Consider the following 20,121-nt stretch of genomic DNA (forward strand, 5'->3'; position numbering starts at 1 on the left):
GCATAAAGATATCTTTATATCTGTATTCGGATCGGCCGGGCATGGTGCGGCGGCCGGGCATCTCCTTTCCAGGCCCCTTTCCGGGCCCGAATCGGACGTGAGGCGATGGACGATCTGCTTGCGACGCTGAAGGCGGCGGCCGAAACGACACGGCTCAGGCTGCTCGCGCTCTGCGCGCATGGCGAGCTGACGGTGACGGAGCTGACCCAGATCCTGGGACAGAGCCAGCCGCGGGTCTCGCGCCATTTGAAGCTTCTGTGCGACGCCGGGCTGCTCGACCGTTTCCGCGAGGGCACCTTCGCCTTCTACCGCCTGGCCGAGAAGGGGCAGTCGGCCGAGCTGGCGCGTGTCCTGGTCGCCGCCATCCCTGCCGACGACGCCACCCTCATCCTCGATCTGGAGCGGCTGGACGCCATCAAGCGCTCCCGGTCGGAGACCGCTGCCGCCTATTTCCGTGAGAATGCCGCGCGCTGGCACGAAATACGCTCCCTTCACGTTGCGGAAGGCGAGGTCGAGGCCGCTCTGCTGCGCCTGTTCCCGAAAGGGGGGGTGGAGGAACTGCTGGATATCGGCACCGGCACCGGACGGATGCTGGAGGTGCTGGCCGGGCGCGTCCATCGCGCGATCGGGGTAGACCAGTCGCGCGAGATGCTGGCCGTCGCCCGCAACCGGCTGGAGGAGGCGGGGCTGCGCCATTGTCACGTCCGTCAGGCCGACATGTACCAGTTGCCGTTCCCGTCCGGCTCCTTCGACGCCGCGGTGATCCATCAGGTGCTGCATTACACCGAGTCACCGTCCGGCGTCCTGGCCGAGGCGGCGCGGGTCCTGCGCCCCGGCGGGTTGCTGCTGATCGTCGATTTCGCCCCCCATCATCTGGAAGCCCTGCGCGAGGAGCATGCGCACCGCCGCCTTGGCTTCGCCGATGCCGAGGTCGCCGGCTGGTGCCGCCAGTCCGGGCTGGACTGCGGTCCGGTGGTGCATCTGCCGGGCGAGCCGCTCACCGTTTCCATTTGGCCGGCCACCCGTCTTGCGGCCGGCGTGCAGATTCCTTCCCCGCAAATCCAAAAGCCTGCCCACTCGCTCAGCGGAGTTCCGTCATGACCGCGCCCACCTCTGCGCTGCCGTCCATCAGCTTCGAGTTCTTCCCGCCCAAGACGGAGAAGATGGAGCAGAGCCTGTGGCAGTCGATCCGGCGGCTGGCCCCGCTGTCGCCCAGCTTCGTGTCGGTGACCTACGGGGCGGGCGGCTCGACCCGCGAGCGTACCCATGCCACCGTCTGCCGCATCCAGGCGGAGACCGGCATCCCGGCCGCCGCCCATTTCACCTGCGTTGGCGCCACCCGCGACGAGATCGACGCGATTGCCCGCACCTATTGGGACGCCGGCATCCGCCATCTGGTGGCGCTGCGCGGCGACCCGCCGGAAACCGCGGGCGGCGTCGGTGGCAGGTACGAGCCCTTCCCCGGTGGCTACGCCTATGCCGCCGACCTGGTGGCGGGGATGAAGCGCATCGCCGACTTCGAGATCTCGGTCGCCGCCTACCCGGAAGCCCATCCGGAGGCACCGAGCGCCCAGTTCGACCTGGACAACCTGAAGCGGAAGGTCGATGCCGGCGCCACCCGCGCCATCACCCAGTTCTTCTTCGACAACGACGCTTATTTCCGCTTCCTCGACCGCTGTGCCGCCGCCGGCATCCATGTGCCGATCGTCCCCGGCATCCTGCCGATCACCAACTTCGCCCGCGCGGTGGAGTTCGCCGGCAAGTGCGGCGCCTCGATGCCGGCGAAACTGGCCGAGACCTTCGAGGGGCTGGACGACGACCCGGAGACCCGCCAGCTCGTCGCCGCGACGGTGGCGGCGGAGCAGTGCCAGGCGTTGCAGGCGCAAGGCGTGAACGACTTCCACTTCTACACTCTGAACCGGTCCGACCTGACCATCGCCATCTGCCGCATGCTGGGCGTAAAGGCGAAGGCGGCACCGGCCGCCGCGGTGGTGGCGGGGTAGGGCGCGGCCGTCACGGTTTCGTGTTAGAATTGCCGCACATCCGCGGAAGGGGGCATCGCGCCATGGACAGCCGGATCGGATACGACACGGACTTCCTCGCCTGGACCGAGGAGCAGGCCCGCCTGCTTCGCGAGGCGTCGCGCGAGCGCATCAACATGCCCATCGACTGGGAGAATGTCGCGGAGGAGATCGAAAGCATGGGCCGATCGGAATTGCGCGCGGTCGAAAGCGCGCTGGTCCGTGTGATCGAGCATCTGCTGAAGCTGGAATACTCCCCGGCCGCCGATCCGCGCGGAAACTGGCGTCGCACTGTCCGCGAGCAGCGCGACCAGGCAAAAGACGGTCTGGAGGACAGCCCCAGCCTGCTTGGCAAGATCGACCTTGCCAAGGCTTACCGGCGGGGCCGCGACTACGCGACGGAGGGACTGGAGCAGGACAGGTTGCCCGCTGACCTGCTTCCTGTCGACTGCCCCTATTGTTTGGAACAGCTTCTCGACGAGGACTGGTGGCCTGCCAACCGCCACGGCCTTGCTTAATTCCGCCTCTGCCCTGAATCCGCAAATACCCGAACCCGCCAAATAACGGACAAGACGCATTCCCATGGCCCACATCCTCGACACCCTGCGTGACCGCGTTCTGCTTTGCGACGGCGGGTTCGGCAGCCGCATCCAGGCGCTCGACCTCGACGTCGAGAAGGATTACTGGGGGCACGAGAACTGCACCGACATCCTGCCGCTGTCGCGCCCGGACATCGTCCGCGACATCCATCGCGGCTATTTCGAAGCCGGCGCCGACATGGTGGAGACCGACACCTTCGGCGCCTCGCCGGTGACGCTGGGCGAGTTCGGCATCTCCGAGAAGGCCTTCGAGATCAACCAGCGCGCCGTCGAGCTGGCGCGCGAGGCGGCTTCGACCTTCAAGGACGGCCAGCCGCGCTTCGTCATCGGTTCGATCGGGCCGGGCACCAAGCTGCCCAGCCTGGGCCACATCGCCTATCAGCCGGCGGAGGACAGCTTCTATGTCCAGGCCGCCGGCCTGATCGCCGGCGGGGCCGACGCCATCCTGGTCGAGACCTGCCAGGACCCCCTGCAGATCAAGGCTGCCGTCAATGGCATCAAGCGCGCCCGGCTGGAAGCGAAGTCCGACACCCCCGTCTTCGTCCAGGTGACGGTGGAGACCACCGGCACCCTGCTGGTCGGCACTGACATCGCCGCCGCCGCCACCGTCATCCAGGCGCTCGACGTGCCGCTGATGGGCCTGAACTGTGCCACCGGCCCGCTGGAGATGAGCGAGCATGTGCGCTGGCTGTCGCAGAACTGGCCGGGTCTGATCTCGGTCCAGCCCAATGCCGGCCTGCCAGAGCTGGTCGACGGCAAGACGCACTACCCGCTGCGTGCCGACGACTTCGCCCATTGGCTGGAGCGCTTCGTGTCGGAGGACGGGGTGAACCTCGTCGGCGGCTGCTGCGGCACCAACGTACCGCACATCGCCGCCGCCAACCAGATGCTGCGCAAGCTGGCCCCGGCCGGCGCGCACCGCCCGGCGCCGAAGGGCCGTACCGTCCATTGGGTGCCGGCGGTGGCCTCGCTCTACTCCCAGGTCACGCTGCGCCAGGAGAACGCCTTCTTCGCCATCGGCGAGCGCTGCAACGCCAACGGCTCCAAGAAGTGGCGCGAGTTGCAGGAGAAGAACGACTGGGACGGCTGCGTCGAGATGGCGCGCGAGCAGGTGAAGGAAGGCAGCCACTCGCTTGACGTCTGCACCGCCTTCGTCGGCCGCGACGAGGTGGCGGAGATGAACGCGGTGATCTCCCGCTTCTCCGGGTCGGTGACGGCGCCGCTGGTCATCGATTCCACCGAGTACAAGGTGCTGGAACAGGCGCTGGCGCTCTATGGCGGCAAGGCGATCCTCAACTCGATCAACTTCGAGGACGGCGAGGAGCCGGCGCGCAAGCGTCTGGCGCTGGCCAAGAAGTTCGGCGCCGCCGTCATCGCGCTGACCATCGACGAAGAGGGGATGGCGAAGACGCCCGACCGCAAGCTGGAGATTGCCAAGCGGCTCTACGATCTGGCGGTGAACGAGTATGGCCTCGCCCCGTCCGACCTGCTGTTCGACCCGCTCACCTTCACCATCGCCACCGGCAACGAGGACGACCGCAAGCTCGCCATCTGGACGCTGGAGGGGATCGAGGCGATCGCCCGCGAGATGCCCGGCTGTCAGATCATCCTGGGCCTGTCCAACGTCTCCTTCGGCCTGAACGCCGCGGCGCGCCATGTGCTGAACTCGGTCTTCCTCGACCATGCGGTGAAGAAGGGGATGACGGGCGCCATCGTCCATGTCTCCAAGATCCTGCCGCTGCACCAGATCCCCGAGAAGGAGGTCAAGACCGCCGAAGACCTGATCTTCGACCGCCGTGCGGAAGGTTATGACCCGCTTCAGGCCTTCATCGCCCTGTTCGAGGGCCGCAAGGCTGCCGACGCCAAGAAGAAGGCGCGCGCCGAAACCGTCGAAGAGCGGCTGAAGGAGCGCATCGTCGACGGCGACCGCACCGGGCTGGAGGACGACCTCGCCGAGGCGATGAAGACCCATCCGCCGCTGGAGATCATCAACACCTACCTGCTCGACGGCATGAAGGTGGTCGGCGAGCTGTTCGGCGCCGGCAAGATGCAGTTGCCCTTCGTTCTCCAGTCGGCGGAGACGATGAAGGCCGCCGTCGCTTGGCTGGAACCGCACATGGAGAAGGTGGAGGGCCAGCAGAAGGGCACGCTGGTGCTCGCCACCGTGAAGGGCGATGTCCACGACATCGGCAAGAACCTTGTCGACATCATCCTGACCAACAACGGCTACAAGGTGGTCAACCTCGGCATCAAGCAGCCGGTGACCGCCATCATCCAGGCCGCCAAGGAGCACAAGGCCACTGCCATCGGCATGTCCGGCCTGCTGGTCAAGTCCACCGTGGTGATGCGCGAGAACCTTGAGGAGATGACCCGCGAGGGGCTTGAGGTTCCGGTCCTGCTCGGCGGTGCGGCGCTGACCCGCGCCTATGTCGAGGGCGACTGCGTGGCGTCCTACGGCTCGGGCCGCGTCGCCTATGCTGGCGACGCCTTTGACGGCCTGACCCTGATGGACAAGGTGGTGGAGGGCAGCTTCGACCAGCAACTCGCCATCCAGCAGGCCAAGCGTGCCGGCAAGGCAACCAACCGCCGCCGCGTGCTGGGGCAGGCCACCAGTGCCGCCACCGGCCCGGTGGACAAGGACGCCGTCCGCGCCCGCCGCCACCGGCTGGCCGAGGGCGTTCCGGTGCCGACTCCGCCCTTCTGGGGGCCGAAGCTGATCGACCATGTGCCGCTGAAGACTCTGGTCACCTACCTGAACGAGCGGATGCTCTATCAGCTGCAATGGGGCTACCGGAAGGACGGCAAGTCCTTCGAGGAGTTCAAGGAATGGGCGAAGAAGGAGTTGCGGCCGGTGCTCGACCGCATCCTCCAGATCGCGGCGAAGGAGGAAATCCTGCGCCCGACCGCCGTCTACGGCTATTGGAAGGCGGCGGCCGACGGCAACGACGTCATCCTGTTCGATGAGGACGGCACCACCGAGGCCGCCCGCTTCTCGCTGCCCCGTCAGGCCAAGGAGGATGGCGAGTGCATCGCCGACTTCCTGCGCGATGTGACCGACCCGGAACGTGACGTGATCGGTCTCCAGGTCGTCACCATGGGCCAGCATTGTGCCGACGTGGCGCGGGAATGGTTCGCCGAGAACCGCTATCAGGACTATCTCTACCTGCACGGCCTGTCGGTGGAGATGACCGAGGCGATGGCGGAATATGTCCACGCCCGCATCCGTGCGGAACTGGGCTACGGCGCCGAGGATAGCCGCGACAAGGAAAAGCTGCTGCAGCAGTCCTACCGCGGCAGCCGCTACAGCTTCGGCTATCCGGCCTGCCCGAACCTGAAGGACCAGGAACAGCTGCTGAAGCTGCTGGACGCCGGCCGTATCGGCATCGAGATGTCGGACGAGGATCAGCTTCACCCGGAGCAGAGCACCTCGGCCATCGTCCTGCACCACCCGCGGGCCAAGTACTTCTCGGTGTGATGTCGTCTGTTTAAGCGATGATCCTCCGCCGCCCGTTCCGTGTTAGGATGTGCGGCGGAGGTCTTCATGGCTGTGGTCGACGCACGGAACGACGAGAAGCTGCAAATCCTGCTGGACCGGATCGTCCCGACCCCGGAGCCGGAAGCCGTCTACCTCTTCGGCAGCCGGGCGCGCGGCGACTTCCACGAGGACAGCGACTGCGACCTGCTGGTGATCGTCCCGGACGATGCGCCGAAGGAGCGGCGGTCGATCCGCTATGCTTATGCATCCAAGATCGGCACCGGCATCCGGCGGACGCGCTTCCCTGCTCCCGCGCCAATTTTGAGCGATACAAGGATTCCGTGGGGACGCTCTGTTACGAGGCCAACCACAACGGCGTACGGGTCTATGGACACTGACGTTGTCCGTACCTGGATCGCGGTAGCCGACCGCGACCTCGCAATGATCCGCAAGGCCATTGCTGGTCCTGATCCCGAGCCGGCAGGAGCTGCCTTCCATTGTCAGCAGGCAGCGGAAAAGCTGATCGAGGCGGTGCTGGTTGCAGCGGGAATCCACCCGCCGCGCAGCCATGATCTGCGCAGCCTGATCGACCGCTTGCCCGCCGACCATGGGTTGCGTGAGGTGCTGCTTCCGCTGCAGCGGTTCACCGCACTCGCCGTCGCCTATCGCTACCCCACCGCGCATCTTTTCGACGATCCGCCTGACGAACCTACCGTCGAGGAGGTCGCCGACTGGCTGGTGGAGATTGGGACGCTACGTACAGACGTCATCCGATTTCTTGGGATCCCATGACCGCTCCCGCTCCCACCACCCCCCTGGCCCTTCATCACGAGACCGTCCGCTCGGAGTGGATCGACTACAACGGGCACATGAACGTCGCCTATTACCTGTTGGCCTTCGACCATGCGACGGACGCCGTGCTGGACCGGTTCGGGATCGGCAAGGCCTATGTCGCGGCGGAGAACCGGTCGGTCTTCGTCGTCGATGCCCACCTGACCTATGCCCGCGAGGTGACGGAGGGTATGCCGCTGCGTTTCGAATCGCTGCTGCTCGGCGCCGATGCCAAGCGGCTGCACCTGTTCCACGAGATGCGGCATGCCGAGGAAGGGTGGTTGGCGGCGACGGCCGAGTTCATGCTGCTGCATGTTGATCTCGCCACCCGCAAGACCGGCCCTTACCCGCCGGCCGTCGCGGTGGCGCTGGCCGAACAGGCGGCGGCCCATGTCAGGCTTCCCAGGCCGCCACAGGCCGGGCGGGCGGTTGCCCGGCTGGATGGCTCCCGCGCCGACGGGTAAGGTCCCGATAGTTGAGTTGGCCGGTGGTGCCCCCATCTATTGAGGGATGAGAACCGCAACCGTCCCGCCGATTCGCTCCCATGTCCGTTCCGGCATCCTCGCCGCGGCCGCTATCGTGCTGACCATCCTGGCCGCCGGTCCGGCGCTGGCTGACTGCACCGAGGCGGCACAGCCGAAGGTCAACTGGCGGCGCTGCTCGCTGGAAGGGCAGACGCTGACCGGTGTCGATCTCAGCGGGGCCATGCTGCGCGACGCGAGCTTTCAGCGCGCCACGCTGGGCGAGGCGAAACTGGTGGATGCCGACGGCTACCGCGCAAAATTCATCAGCGCGACCGCACCCGGCGCGGTCTTCGACAGAGCCCGCCTGATCGAGGCGGATTTCACCCGTGCCGACCTGACCGGCGCCAGTTTCCGCGAGGCCGACCTGCGCAATGCCAAGATGGTCGGGGCGTCGCTGGCGCGTGCCGACCTGACAGGGGCGAAGCTGTCCGGCACCGACCTGCGCCATGCCGACCTTTCGGGTGCGCGATGGACCGACGGCAAGCATATCTGTGCGGAAAGCTCAGTCGGGCAATGCAACTAGACCGTTTGCAGCGTCTCATGACACTCCCAAAAACCTCCTTGCCGTAAGGGCTTGCACCGCGTACCGTTCGAAACCGAATGATTTTGGACGGACGGCGGCCGTGGCAACTGCGGAGGATTTCGAGCGTTCCAGCGGTCTCGCCGCGAAGGCCATGGAGCGGATGCAGTCCGACCGGCTGCCGCCCAGCCCGGAAAATTTCACGCTCTGGTACGTCTATTTCAGTGGCAACAACCCCGACCTGACCCGCGCCATCGATCTGGCGCGCCGCGACGGGCTGGCCGCCTCGCAGACGCTGTGCGACGAGCTGTACAAGCGCTTCTTCACCATGGATGCCGAAGCCCAGGCGATCCGTGAGATCTCCGACAAGGCCCGTTATGCCCTGGGGCGCATATTGGAGCAACTGGGCAATGTCGGATCGGAGACGGAGCGCTACGGCAACACCCTGTCCGGTTTCCGGGAGGAATTGGATCAGCCGCTCAGCCTGCCTGAATTGCGCGCCATGATCGCCGCCATCGCCGCGGAGACCAGGGAGATCGTCGACCGCCAGACGGCGCTCCAGCTCCAGCTTCAGGAATCGAGCCAGCAGTTGGCGGAGATGCGGGTCAGCCTGGACAGCGCGCGGCGCGAGGCGCTGACCGACGGGCTGACCGGCATCGGCAACCGCAAGGCTTTCGACCTGATGCTGGAGGAGGCGATGGAGGCCGCCGTGCGCGATGATCAGCCGTTGTCGCTGCTGATGGTCGACATCGATCATTTCAAGACCTTCAACGACACCCACGGCCATCTGGTCGGCGACCATGTGCTGAAGCTGGTCGCCCGTATGCTGACCGAATGCATCAAGGGCCGCGACACCGCCACCCGATACGGCGGGGAGGAATTTGCGATCATCCTGCCGCGCACCAGCCTGGAAAATGCCAGCAAGCTGGCGGATCAGGTGCGCGGCTTCGTCGGTGCCCGCCAGATTGTGAACAAGGCGCGCAATGCCAATTACGGCACCGTCGCCCTGTCGGTCGGTGTCGCCCAGTACCGTCCCGGCGAACCGGCCCTGTCGCTGGTCCGCCGCGCCGATCAGGCGCTCTACGCCGCCAAGCGCGGCGGGCGCAACCGCGTCTCGGTCGAGGTCGTCTGAACCGGCCGGTCAGCCTCCAGCCAGTCGATCAGCCGGCCAGCCCGCGACGCACCGCCTCCGTCCCGTGCAGCAACTCCGCCACCAGGTCGCCCGCCGGACGCCGTTGCGCCAGCCGCAGCCCCTGGCCGGCCCACAGCGACAGGAATTCCGCCCGTTCTGCCTTGCCGGCGGCGGTGCGCAGCGGCCGTGTCAGCGCGTTCTGCAAGGGGAAGGGCAGAACAGCGTCGGGAGCGTTCGGGTCCTCCACCACCTCCATGAAGCGGTTGAGGATGCCGCGCGCCGGCCGGCCGGAAAAGGCGCGGGTGATGCGGGTCTGGTCCTCGCGCGCGGCCAGGATGGCGGCCTTGTGCGCCTCCGGGATGCCGGCCTCGCCGGTGGTCAGGAAGACGGTGCCCATCTGCACCGCCGTGGCGCCCAGCGCCAGCGCGGCGGCGATGCCGCGCCCGTCCATGATGCCGCCCGACGCGATCACCGGCACGCCCACCGCATCGGCCACCTGCGGCACCAGCGCCATCGTGCCCACCAGATTGGCGGCCGGATCACCGATGAAACTGCCGCGATGCCCACCGGCCTCGCTGCCCTGGGCGATCACCGCGTCGACGCCAACCTGCTCCAGCGCCACCGCTTCGGCCACCGTGGTCGCAGTGCCCAGCACCCGCATGCCGCGCGCCTTGGCTGCGGTTACGCTCTCGGCCGGCGGCAGCCCGAAGGTGACGCTGTAGAAGGCGGCGCCGCTGTCCAGCACCGCCGCGATCTGCCGGTCGAACCCGTCGCCGGCGTAAGTCGGTTCCTCCGCCTTCGGCAGCCCAAGCTCGGCATGGAAGCCTGCCACGCGGGCCATCGCCTCGGCCATCATCGGTGCTGGTCCGGGGGCCGGCGTCGGTGCGAACAGGTTGATGCCGAAGGGCAGGGCAGTGCGGCTGCGGATGTCGTGCGCCCGCTCGGCGATCTGCGCTTCGGTCAGATAGGCGGCGCCGACGAAGCCCAGCCCGCCGGCCTCGTTGACCGCCGCCACCAGGGCCGCGGTATCGCCGCCCCCCGCCATCGGCGCCTGGATCACCGGCGACCGCAGTCCCAGCCGTTCAAGGGAGTCCGTGTGAGAGGGCATGTCCGCCTCCGTCGCTTCGACAACGGAGGCGATGCTACGCCCCGGCGGCCTTCACGACCAATGACTTGTTCTGAAGGGGGCGTTCACTTGGAGTGAAGGGAAGGGCGGGACTCAGCTCCGCAGCCCCGGTGCCTCCTGCCCGGTGCGTTCCACATACTCGGTGTAGCCGCCGCCATACTGATGGATCCCCTCCGGTGTCAGTTCCAGCACCCGGTTGGACAATGCTGCCAGGAAATGGCGGTCGTGCGACACGAACAGCATGGTGCCCTCATAGGCGGCCAGCGCCTGGATCAGCATCTGCTTGGTGTCGAGGTCCAGGTGGTTGGTCGGCTCGTCCAGCACCAGGAAGTTGGGCGGGTTGAACAGCATGATCGCCATCACCAGACGGGCCTTCTCGCCGCCCGACAGCACCCGGCACTTCTTCTCCACATCGTCGCCGGAAAAGCCGAAACAGCCGGCCAGCGCCCGCAGCGAGCCCTGGCTGGCCTGCGGGAAATGCGCCTCCAGCGATTCGAAGATGGTCTGGTCGCCGTCGAGCAGTTCCATCGCGTGCTGCGAGAAATAGCCCATCTTGACGCTGCCGCCGACGGTGACGGTGCCGCTGTCCGGCTCCGTGGCCCCGGCGATCAGCTTCAGCAGGGTCGATTTGCCGGCGCCGTTGACGCCCATCACGCACCAGCGCTCCTTGCGGCGGATGGTCAGGTCCAGCCCTTCATAGATGGACCGGCTGCCATAGCCCTTGTGGACGTTCTTCAGCACCGCCACGTCGTCGCCGGAGCGCGGGGCCGGCGGGAAGTCGAAGGTCACCACCTGACGGCGCTTGGGCGGCTCGAACCGCTCGATCTTGTCCAGCTTCTTCACCCGGCTCTGCACCTGGGACGCGTGCGAGGCGCGGGCCTTGAAGCGCTCGATGAACTTCAGTTCCTTCGCCAGCATCGCCTGCTGGCGCTCGAACTGCGCCTCCTGCTGCTTCTCCTTCAGCGCCCGCTGCTTCTCGTAGAAGCCGTAGTCGCCGGAATAGCTGGTCAGGGTTCCGTCATCGATCTCGATGATCTTGGTGACGATCCGGTTCATGAACTCGCGGTCGTGCGAGGTCATCAGCAGGGCGCCCTCATAGCCCTTCAGGAAACCTTCCAGCCAGATCAGGCTTTCGATGTCCAGATGGTTGCTCGGCTCGTCGAGCAGCATGGCGTCGGGGCGCATCAGCAGGATGCGGGCCAGCGCCACGCGCATCTTCCAGCCGCCCGACAGGCCGCCGACGTCGCCGTCCATCATCTCCTGGCTGAAGCTGAGGCCGGCCAGCACCTCGCGCGCCTTGCCCTCCAGCTCATAGCCGCCCAGCTCGTCGAAGCGGGCCTGCACCTCGCCATAGCGCTCGATGATGGCGTCCATCTCGTCGGCTCGGGTAGGGTCGGCCATGGCGGCTTCCAGTTCCGCCAGTTCGGCGGCGACAACGCTGACCGGGCCGGCACCGTCCATCACCTCGGCCACGGCGGAACGGCCTGACATCTCGCCGACATCCTGGTTGAAATAGCCGATGCTGACCTGCTTCTCGATCGCCACCTGACCGCCGTCCGGCTGCTCCTCTCCGGTGATCATGCGGAACAAGGTGGTCTTGCCGGCACCATTCGGACCGACCAGCCCGATCTTCTCACCCCGGTTGAGCGCCGCGGAGGCCTCCAGGAACAGGATGCGGTGGCCGTTCTGCTTGCTGACGTTATCGAAGCGGATCATGGGCGGCAGGGGTCCTTAGGGCGTGATGCGTGACGCGGCCCCTTATGCCACAGGATGTGCGTTGCGGCAGAGTCCTGATCGACTTGGACAGGCGGCAGCCGAAAACACGTCGGGCGCGGTCTTTCCTCCGCGCCCGACGCTACACTCTATAGAGCAGAATAAAGCCGACTCTCAGATCACGTAGGTCAGCTCTTTCTCCGACTTCAAGCTGTTCTTGCCCAAGGTCTCGTCGACATAGTCGAGCAGCTGGGCCAGCGCCTCGCTGCGGCTCAGCGTGTCGGTGTCGATCACCAGTTCGGGCTGGTCCGGCGCCTCGTAGGGGGCGGAGATGCCGGTGAACTCGGCGATCTCGCCGGCCCGCGCCTTCTTGTACAGGCCCTTCGGGTCGCGCTCCTCGCAGGTGGCGAGGTCGGCCGCCACATACACCTCGTGGAAGCGCTCGCCGCCGATCACCCGTGCCCGCGCCCGATCGGACTTCAGCGGCGAGATCAGCGAAGCGATCACCACCATGCCGGCATCGGCGAACAGCTTCGCCGTCTCGGCCACCCGGCGGATGTTCTCCGCCCGGTCATCCGACGAGAAGCCCAACCCGGCGTTCAGGCCGTTGCGGACATTGTCGCCGTCCAGCACGAAGGTCTGCCAGCCGCGGTCGAACAGCGCGCGTTCCAGCGCCATCGCCAGCGTCGACTTGCCGGCACCCGACAGGCCGGTCAGCCAGACGATGCCGCCCTTGTGGCCGTTGGCCTGGGCGCGCTCCTCCAGCGAGACGGTGTGCGACACCTCGGTGATGTTGGCCGCCGCGGCGTCCTCGATCTCCACCACCAGGCAACCGCCGACCACGTCGTTGCCGTCGATCAGGGCGCCGCGGCCGGTACGCGGCAGGTCCGACGCCAGATCGAGCGCGATCGGCGAACGGGAGCGCAGGACGACCTCGGCCACCTCGTTGCGGCGGACCGCCTTGCCGGGGGTGCTGGACAGATCCTCCACGTCGATGACCGCCGTCACCTGCTCCACCGTCACCCGGTGCTCGGCGGTGGCGATCTTCAGCGTGTAGGTCTTGCCGACCACCAACGGGTCCGACACCAGCCAGAACAGCCGCACGCTCAGCCGGTGGGCCAGGGTCGGGGCGTCGGCCTGATGGTGGGCGATGTGGCCGCGCTCGGCGAAGATGCGCTTGTCCAGCGTGATGCCGATGCTCTGCCCGGCCTGGGCCGACAGCACCGTCTCCGGATGGTTCCACGCCTCGATGCTGACCACCTTGGCGCTGGCGCCGGTCGGCGAGAAGTGCAGGGTGTCGCCGACGCGCAGGCGCCCGCTCTCGATGCGGCCGGCCAGGATGCGACGGTCGTCCGGCTTGTAGACGTCCTGAAGGGGCAGGCGCAGCGGCTGGTCGGGCGAGGTCTGCTGCGGACGGAAGGCGTCCAGCTGTTCGATCACCGTCGGGCCGAGATACCAGTCCGACTGCTCGCTGCGGCTGACGATGTTGTCGCCGTTGCGGGCGGAAACCGGGATCACCGCCTTGGGCTGGAGGCCCAGCTCGGCCAGATAGTCCTTGATCTCCTGCGCCACCACCTCGTAGCGGCGGCTGGAGAACTCGACCTTGTCCATCTTGTTGACGACGACCGCGACCTGACGCACGCCCAGCAGATGCAGCAGGAAGGCGTGACGGCGCGACTGTTCCAGCGCGCCCTCGTCGGCGTCGATCACCAGCAGGGCGGCGTCGGCCTGGGAGGCGCCGGTCACCATGTTCTTCAGGAACTCGGTGTGGCCCGGAGCGTCGATGATGACGTAGGGGCGCTGCTTGGTCTTGAAGTGGATCTGCGTGGTGTCGATGGTGATGCCCTGGTCGCGCTCGGCCTGGAGCGCGTCCATGACGAAGGCCCATTCGAACGGCATGCCGCGCTTGCGGCTCATCTCGCGGACCTGCTCCACCTTGCCGTCGGGCAGGCTGCCGGTGTCGTTCAGCAGGCGGCCGATCAGCGTGGACTTGCCATGGTCGACATGGCCGACGATGACGATGCGAAGTTGAGAATGCGGCATCTTACATGTACCCCACGCTGCGCAGGCGCTCGAAGCTGTCTTCGGATTCGTTGTCCATCGCGCGGCCGGCGCGTTCCGGCACGCGGGTCACCTGAAGCTCGGCGATGATCTCGTCGATGGTGGACGCGGTGCTGTCGACCGGGAAGGTGATGTTCTTCTCACCCAGCGAGCGGTAACGCTTGCCGTCCTTGGCGAAATACAGCGGAACGATGGGAATCCCCTCGCGCTGCGAATAGCGCCAGATGTCCAGTTCGGTCCAGGCCAGCAGCGGGTGGATGCGGACATGGACGCCTTCCGGGAAGCGCGTCTTGTAATGGTCCCAGAACTCCGCCGGCTGGTCCTTGACGTCCCAGTCGCCCTCCAGCGAGCGTGGCGAGAACACGCGCTCCTTGGCGCGGGTCGCCTGCTCGTCGCGGCGGATGCCGACCATCACGCCCTGATAGGCATGGTCGCGCAGCAGGTTCTTCAGACCTTCCGTCTTGCGCGCGGCGGCGCGGGTCAGCGGCGGCAGGGTCTGGTCCATCTCCTCTTCCGGCGGGCACTGCTCCACCTTCAGGTCGAGGTTCCATTCCTTGGTGATGCGGTCGCGGAACTCGTAGACCTCCGGCAGTTCCATGCCGGTGTCGAGTTGCACGACGGGGAAGGGGATGCGGCCGAAGAACGCCTTGCGGCAGAGCCAGAGCAGCGCATTGCTGTCCTTGCCGATCGACCAGAGCATCGCCAGCTTGTCGATGCGGTTGTAGGCCTCACGCAGAATATAGATGCTCTGGTTTTCGAGCTGGTCGAGATCGGCGCTCATCGAACGATTCCAATCATGGTGGTATGTATGCCGCATTCGGTCTTGGCGCTGCCGGCCCAGCGGCCGGAACGCGGGTCGGCACCGGGCGCCACTCGCTCGGTGCAAGTGTAACAGCCGATCGACAGGAATCCGTCGGCTTCCAGCGGGTGGCGCGGCAGGTCGCGCCGGGTGAATTCTTCCTCCAGCCGGGCCTTGTCCCAGTTCGCCAGCGGGTTGACCTTCACGCGGCCGCCTTCCGCCTCGAACAGGGGCAGGGCGGCGCGGGTCGCCGACTGGAAGCGCTTGCGCCCGGTGACCCAGGCCTCCAGTCCGGCGGTTGCCAGCGCGCGGTCCAGCGGCACCGTCTTGCGCAGATGGCAGCAGGCGTCGTAATCACGGTTGAACAGCAGGCCGTCCTTGTCGCCGGCGGCGAGGTCGTCGGCGGTGGGCCCGATCTCCCGCACGTCACGCAGGCCCAGCCGCTTCACCAGCTGGTCGCGGTAGCGCAGCGTCTCGCCGAACAGCTTGCCGGTATTCACAAACAGAACCGGGAAATCCGGTGTCGCTTCGGCGGCCAGTGCCAGCAGCACCGCGGATTCGGCGCCGAAGGACGACAGCAGTGCGATCCGCCCGCCGAACACCTCATGCATGGCGGCCAGCAGCGGCGCGCCTTCCAGCGTGCCGTAACTGTCGGTCAGATGCTTCACCCGTGCTTCCGCGTCCATCGTCAGCTGCCTTTCGCGGTGGCTCATTAAACCTATTCAATAGATAGGTTATTGGCTTGTGTTTGCACATTAACACCGGCGGAAAACCCGTGCAACGTAAATACATTCTCTACTTGTTTAATAGGCTTGTGCTGCGCTGCAACGCTTTGTGTGAAATATGTTGATTGTCGTGTGGCGGCTGGGCTAAATACCGCCATGCACAGGATCCTGGTCATAGGCGCCGCAATCGGCCGCTTGGTTTCGCCCGTCTCGGCGAGGCTGGCATGATTCCGCTGGCGCTCGACCCGGCGCGGGTGGTGATCGCGCTGGCCGGCAACGGCCCGCTTGCGGTGCGTCGCCTGACGCAACTGCGGGATGGCGGGGCGGATCCGCAGGTCTTTTCACCGGAACCGGATGGGGAATTGGCGGTACTCGCCGGCGACCGTCTGGTGCGGGCTTTGCCGGATGCCGCCGATCTGGACAAGGTCGGCGTGCTGTATGTGATGGGGCTGGGGCCGGAGACCGAGACGGCACTGGCCGAGCTGGCGCGGCAGCGCCGCGTGCTGGTGAATGTCGAGGACGTCATCCCCTTGTGTGATTTCCACTCCCCCTCGGTGGTGCGGCGTGGCGATCTGGTGATGACGGTCTCCACCGCCGGCCGCAGCCCGACGCTCGCCAGCCTGCTGCGCCAGCGGTTGGAGGCCCTGTTCCCGGCGGAGTGGGCGGAGCGGCTGCGCACCATTGCCGAGCTTCGCAACCGCCGCAGGGCGGAGGGAGCGTCGATGTCAGAGGTCGCCCGCGAGACCCGCGAGTTGATCGACCGGGAAAGATGGTTGCCGTAAGAACCCTCATCCCGCCGAATTCACTGCCGGACCGCTGACGGTTCGGGTTAAGACACCAAACGCGTTCGAGAACGACCAGCCAGGAGAGCCAGATGTCGGCCAAGGATCGATCGAAGGAAGGATCGATGAAAGCCATCACCGCCAACCGCCTGCGCGACGGAGAAGTCGTGTTCCTGGGCGAGGGCGGCCGGTGGGTCGAATCCTTCGCCGAGGCCGCGCTGTTCCAGCGCGCCGAGGCCGATGCCGTGCTGGCCGACGCCAAGGCGAAGGCCGAGCGCGAGCAGTTCGGCGTCGACATCTACGCCTTCGAGGTGGTGGAACAGGACGGCGTGCCGGTCCCGGCGACGATGCGCGAGCGCATCCGCACCGCCGGCCCGACCGTCCGCCTGGATCTGGGCAAGCAGGCCGCCTGACCATCTGGCTGATTTACTGATCGCTGGCCGTTCCGGCGGCCCTGAGGGTTTACCGACATGAACCACATCGCGCCCGGCGCCCGTGCCGGCATCTATCACTACGACGAGATCGACCGGCAGTTCGTCGCCGAGCGCGTCGAGCAGTTCCGCAAACAGGTCGACCGCCGCCTGTCCGGCGAGCTGACGGAGGAGGAGTTCAAGCCGATCCGGCTGATGAACGGTCTCTATCTCCAGCTTCACGCCTACATGCTGCGCATCGCCGTGCCCTATGGCGTGATGTCCGCCACCCAGCTGCGCAAGCTGGCCGCCATCGGGCGCAAGTACGACCGCGGCTACGGCCATTTCACCACCCGCCAGAACCTGCAGTACAACTGGATCAAGCTGGAGGACACCCCGGCGATCCTGCATGAGCTGGCCGAGGTCGACATGCACGCGCTGCAGACCAGCGGCAACTGCGTGCGCAACGTCACCACCGATCCCTTCGTCGGCGCTGCCCGGGATGAAGTCGTGGACGGCCGCGTCTATGCCGAGATCCTGCGGCAGTGGACGACGATGCACCCCGAGTTCACCTATCTGCCGCGCAAGTTCAAGATCGCCATCTCCGGCGCCGAGAGCGATCGTGCGGCGGTGCGCATCCACGATGTCGGCCTGCTGGCGCGCCGCAACGACAAGGGCGAGGCCGGCTTCTCCTTCTATGTCGGCGGCGGTCTCGGCCGTTCGCCCTTCGTCGGCAAGCTGGTGCGCGAGTGGGTGGCTCAGGAGGATTTTGTCGCCTATCTGGAAGCCATCCTGCGCGTCTACAACCAGTATGGCCGCCGCGACAACATCTATAAGGCGCGCATCAAGATCCTGGTCCACGAGCTGGGGCTGGAGAAGTTCACCCAGGAGGTGGAGGAGGAGTTCGCACGGCTGCGCGGGCCGAAGTACCGCCTGGATCCGGAGATCGTCGAGTCGATCCGCCAGCATTTCGCCCCGCCGCCCTTCGAGGAGCTGCCCGACCATTCGGAGGTTCTGGAGCGCGCCAAGGCCACCGATCCGGCCTTCGCCAACTGGCTGGCGGTGAATGTCGCCGAGCACAAGGCGCCAGGCTATGCCATCGCCACCATCTCGCTGAAGCCGGCCGGCGGCATCCCGGGCGACGCCACCTGCGACCAGATGGACCTCGTCGCCGATCTGGCCGAGCGTCACAGCTTCGGCGAGCTGCGTGTCACCCATGTCCAGAACCTCGTCCTCGCCCATGTGAAGAAGGACGAGCTGTACGACCTGTGGAAGCAGCTCGACGCGGCGGAGCTGGGCAGCGCCAATGCCGGGCTGATCGGCGACATCATCGCCTGCCCGGGTCTGGACTACTGCGCGCTGGCCAACGCCCGCTCGATCCCGCTGGCGCAGGCGATCTCCGCCCGCTTCGCCGACCCGGTCCGCCAGCGCACCATCGGCGAACTCGGCATCAAGATCAGCGGCTGCATCAACGCCTGCGGCCATCACCATGTCGGCGCCATCGGCATCCTGGGCGTCGACAAGAAGGGCACCGAGTACTACCAGATCACGGTCGGCGGCGACCCGACGCTGACCACGGCGATCGGCGACATCCTCGGCCCGGCGGTGACCGAGACCGAGGCGGTGGACGCCATCGAGGCGATCGTCGACGTCTATCTCGCCAACCGGGCCGACGGGAGCGAGCGCTTCATCGACACCCTCAAGCGCGTCGGCCATGCCCCGTTCAAGGAGAGAATCTATGCCGCTGATTGAGAATGGGCGCATCGGCGAGGACGCCTGGAGCTTCATCCCCGATGGCGAGCCGGTCCCCAACGACCGCCCGGTCATCATCAGCTTCGAGCGCTGGCAGGCGGAGCGCGACAGCTTCGAGGGCCGCAACGCCCGGCTTGGCGTGCGGCTGAAGAGCGGGACGCTGGCAGGATCCATCGCCGCCGATCTCGACCGCTTCTCGCTGGTGGCGCTGGAATTCCCGAAGTTCCGCGATGGCCGCGGCTTCTCCACCGCGCGCGAGCTGCGGGAGCGCTACGGGTACACCGGCGAGATCCGCGCGGTCGGCCATGTCATCCCCGACCAGTACCTGTTCCTGGTCCGCACCGGCTTCACCTCGGTGGAGGCGCCGGAAGGCACCAACCCGGACAGCTGGGCCGAGGCGCTGAAGGAGATCACCATCGCCTTCCAGCCGAGCCTGGACGACACCGCACCGCTGTCGCTGCTGCGCCGCAAGCTGAAGGTGGGGTAAGCAGGGATGGGGGAGGGTGGTCTCGCCCTCTTCGACATTCGACAACGAAAAAGGCGCCGTCCCGGTCGGGCGGCGCCTTTTTCGTTACCGACGGTCCAGCCGCTCACCAGTGGCGCAGCGGCCCCACGTCGACATGGACGAAGTTGCTGTCGGGGTAATAGCCGACGCCGCCGCCGCGCAGGCTCAGCGCCGCGCGCTGCAGCTGGCGGGTCGACAGACCCTCGACCCGCAGGTCGATCGCCATGCCGCGCATGTGGAAGCTGTTCTGCGCCACGCCGCTGCCATCGGCCTCGCGCAGCATCGCGTTGGTCTCCGGCGACCGGTAGCCCGAGATGATCTCAATCGGGCCGCGCCTGTTGATCTTGCGGCTCAGCGCATGGACCAGATCCAGCAGCTTCGGATCCATCGCATGGACCGAATTGTTGTGGTGATCGCGCAACACGCGGTTCAACGCCCGCATCGCGTCGCGGACATATTTGCCCTTCGACCAGTATTCGGCGTTGATCCGCTCGCCGGTGTGCAGATTCACCAGGGACAACACCCGCGGCGGTGCGCGGAGCGCCGCGGCCTCCGCCTCCTCGCTGGAGAACAGGGTTCCCCCGGCCGAAGCGACCGCCGCCAGGCCGAGGCCGGCGCGCAGAAGATGGCGGCGATCGAGATGGCAGCGATCAAGATGATGGCGTTCGGTGGCGTGGCTCTCGCCAGCGCTCGGGCGTGCGGTCGTGATCGACCGGGCGTCCGCATCCTTCATCGTTCTTCCTTCATATCCCGTTTTTCCGCTCCGGAAGCCGGAATCCGTCGTCTGGATCCCATCGTTCCGGTTACGGCCAAAGTCACACCCTGGCTAAGGTCAAGGCGCGCTGCGGTGCGTTAATCCGAAAGGTGGGACACTTTTAGGATGCCCGTGGCCTTTTCTGTCAAGAAACCATTGCTTAACCGATCCTGTTTTTTGGAGGAGTCCAAGGATTCCGCCCACTTGCCAGCCATTGGGGCGAATGGCCGAGTCGCAGCTGTTCGCGACTCGTTCGCAACTGGTTCGATTACAGAACCGTAACGCGCGCGACTCGGGGACGCTGCGGTAAAGTCACGGTGATGAAACGTCAGGGCCTATGGCCGTTGCTATGGCCAAGCTTCTGTTTTTCATAGCCGATCCGGCCGTATCGC

General features: G+C 66.6%; 18 protein-coding genes. 12 read left to right on the plus strand and 6 right to left on the minus strand.

The features are described 5' to 3' along the window. Positions 1 to 105 precede the first annotated feature (105 nt). The 8 genes from J2848_RS01230 (at position 106) to J2848_RS01265 (ending at position 9,102) form a co-directional block, all read left to right on the plus strand. Entirely contained in the window at positions 106 to 1,101 is a 996-nt protein-coding gene (locus tag J2848_RS01230; RefSeq protein WP_149230653.1) for an ArsR/SmtB family transcription factor, read from the plus strand. Next, the gene (gene metF, locus J2848_RS01235; protein ID WP_149230654.1) at positions 1,098 to 2,003 is read left to right on the plus strand and encodes a methylenetetrahydrofolate reductase [NAD(P)H]; all 906 of its coding nucleotides are present in this window, start codon (positions 1,098 to 1,100) and stop codon (positions 2,001 to 2,003) included. The genes J2848_RS01230 and metF overlap by 4 nt, the downstream gene beginning before the upstream one ends. Before the next feature lie 62 nt (positions 2,004 to 2,065). Continuing rightward, positions 2,066 to 2,539, plus strand: coding sequence for a DUF29 domain-containing protein (locus tag J2848_RS01240; protein WP_149230655.1), 474 nt, complete (start codon positions 2,066 to 2,068; stop codon positions 2,537 to 2,539). A gap of 64 nt (positions 2,540 to 2,603) precedes the next feature. Further along, positions 2,604 to 6,095 carry a methionine synthase gene (gene metH / locus J2848_RS01245; RefSeq protein WP_149230656.1) on the plus strand — a complete coding sequence of 1,164 codons (3,492 nt, stop codon included), beginning with the start codon at positions 2,604 to 2,606 and terminating at the stop codon, positions 6,093 to 6,095. A 66-nt stretch (positions 6,096 to 6,161) separates the two neighbouring features. Then, positions 6,162 to 6,887: a HEPN domain-containing protein gene (locus tag J2848_RS01250; protein WP_246193758.1), complete on the plus strand. Its 726-nt coding sequence runs from the start codon at positions 6,162 to 6,164 to the stop codon at positions 6,885 to 6,887. After that, positions 6,884 to 7,390 carry a thioesterase family protein gene (locus J2848_RS01255; protein WP_149230658.1) on the plus strand — a complete coding sequence of 169 codons (507 nt, stop codon included), beginning with the start codon at positions 6,884 to 6,886 and terminating at the stop codon, positions 7,388 to 7,390. The genes J2848_RS01250 and J2848_RS01255 overlap by 4 nt, the downstream gene beginning before the upstream one ends. Before the next feature lie 46 nt (positions 7,391 to 7,436). After that, entirely contained in the window at positions 7,437 to 7,973 is a 537-nt protein-coding gene (locus J2848_RS01260; RefSeq protein ID WP_149230659.1) for a pentapeptide repeat-containing protein, read from the plus strand. A gap of 100 nt (positions 7,974 to 8,073) precedes the next feature. Then, a complete protein-coding gene (locus J2848_RS01265; protein ID WP_149230660.1) occupies positions 8,074 to 9,102 on the plus strand; it encodes a GGDEF domain-containing protein in 1,029 nt (342 codons plus the stop codon). Positions 9,103 to 9,130: 28 nt separating this feature from the next. On the opposite strand, the gene J2848_RS01270 is transcribed toward J2848_RS01265, so the two are convergent. The 5 genes from J2848_RS01270 to J2848_RS01290 form a co-directional block, all read right to left on the minus strand. After that, positions 9,131 to 10,210: an NAD(P)H-dependent flavin oxidoreductase gene (locus J2848_RS01270; protein WP_149230661.1), complete on the minus strand. Its 1,080-nt coding sequence runs from the start codon at positions 10,208 to 10,210 to the stop codon at positions 9,131 to 9,133. A 111-nt stretch (positions 10,211 to 10,321) separates the two neighbouring features. After that, entirely contained in the window at positions 10,322 to 11,944 is a 1,623-nt protein-coding gene (locus J2848_RS01275) for an ABC-F family ATP-binding cassette domain-containing protein (protein ID WP_149230662.1), read from the minus strand. A gap of 171 nt (positions 11,945 to 12,115) precedes the next feature. Further along, entirely contained in the window at positions 12,116 to 13,984 is a 1,869-nt protein-coding gene (gene cysC / locus J2848_RS01280) for an adenylyl-sulfate kinase (protein WP_149230663.1), read from the minus strand. Position 13,985: 1 nt separating this feature from the next. Further along, positions 13,986 to 14,783, minus strand: a complete 798-nt coding sequence (gene cysD, locus J2848_RS01285; RefSeq protein ID WP_149230664.1) for a sulfate adenylyltransferase subunit CysD — start codon at positions 14,781 to 14,783, stop codon at positions 13,986 to 13,988. Next, positions 14,780 to 15,487 carry a phosphoadenylyl-sulfate reductase gene (locus J2848_RS01290; protein WP_149230665.1) on the minus strand — a complete coding sequence of 236 codons (708 nt, stop codon included), beginning with the start codon at positions 15,485 to 15,487 and terminating at the stop codon, positions 14,780 to 14,782. The genes cysD and J2848_RS01290 overlap by 4 nt, the downstream gene beginning before the upstream one ends. Before the next feature lie 263 nt (positions 15,488 to 15,750). Here J2848_RS01290 and J2848_RS01295 point away from each other — a divergent pair, with 263 nt between their 5' ends. The 4 genes from J2848_RS01295 to J2848_RS01310 all read left to right on the plus strand — a co-directional run bounded on the left by J2848_RS01295 (position 15,751) and on the right by J2848_RS01310 (position 18,957). Continuing rightward, positions 15,751 to 16,308 carry a precorrin-2 dehydrogenase/sirohydrochlorin ferrochelatase family protein gene (locus J2848_RS01295; RefSeq protein WP_149230666.1) on the plus strand — a complete coding sequence of 186 codons (558 nt, stop codon included), beginning with the start codon at positions 15,751 to 15,753 and terminating at the stop codon, positions 16,306 to 16,308. Positions 16,309 to 16,433: 125 nt separating this feature from the next. Further along, on the plus strand, positions 16,434 to 16,721 hold the full coding sequence (locus J2848_RS01300; RefSeq protein WP_149230667.1) for a DUF2849 domain-containing protein: 288 nt from the start codon (positions 16,434 to 16,436) through the stop codon (positions 16,719 to 16,721). 57 nt (positions 16,722 to 16,778) lie between these two features. After that, positions 16,779 to 18,470: a nitrite/sulfite reductase gene (locus J2848_RS01305; protein ID WP_149230668.1), complete on the plus strand. Its 1,692-nt coding sequence runs from the start codon at positions 16,779 to 16,781 to the stop codon at positions 18,468 to 18,470. Next, positions 18,457 to 18,957, plus strand: a complete 501-nt coding sequence (locus tag J2848_RS01310; protein ID WP_149230669.1) for a DUF934 domain-containing protein — start codon at positions 18,457 to 18,459, stop codon at positions 18,955 to 18,957. Before J2848_RS01305 ends, J2848_RS01310 begins: the two co-directional genes overlap by 14 nt. A gap of 103 nt (positions 18,958 to 19,060) precedes the next feature. On the opposite strand, the gene mepK is transcribed toward J2848_RS01310, so the two are convergent. Further along, on the minus strand, positions 19,061 to 19,708 hold the full coding sequence (gene mepK / locus J2848_RS01315; protein WP_149230670.1) for a peptidoglycan L,D-endopeptidase MepK: 648 nt from the start codon (positions 19,706 to 19,708) through the stop codon (positions 19,061 to 19,063). Between the last annotated feature and the right edge of the window lie 413 nt (positions 19,709 to 20,121).

This window comes from Azospirillum lipoferum (assembly GCF_024170005.1).
Classification (GTDB): Bacteria; Pseudomonadota; Alphaproteobacteria; order Azospirillales; family Azospirillaceae; genus Azospirillum; species Azospirillum lipoferum.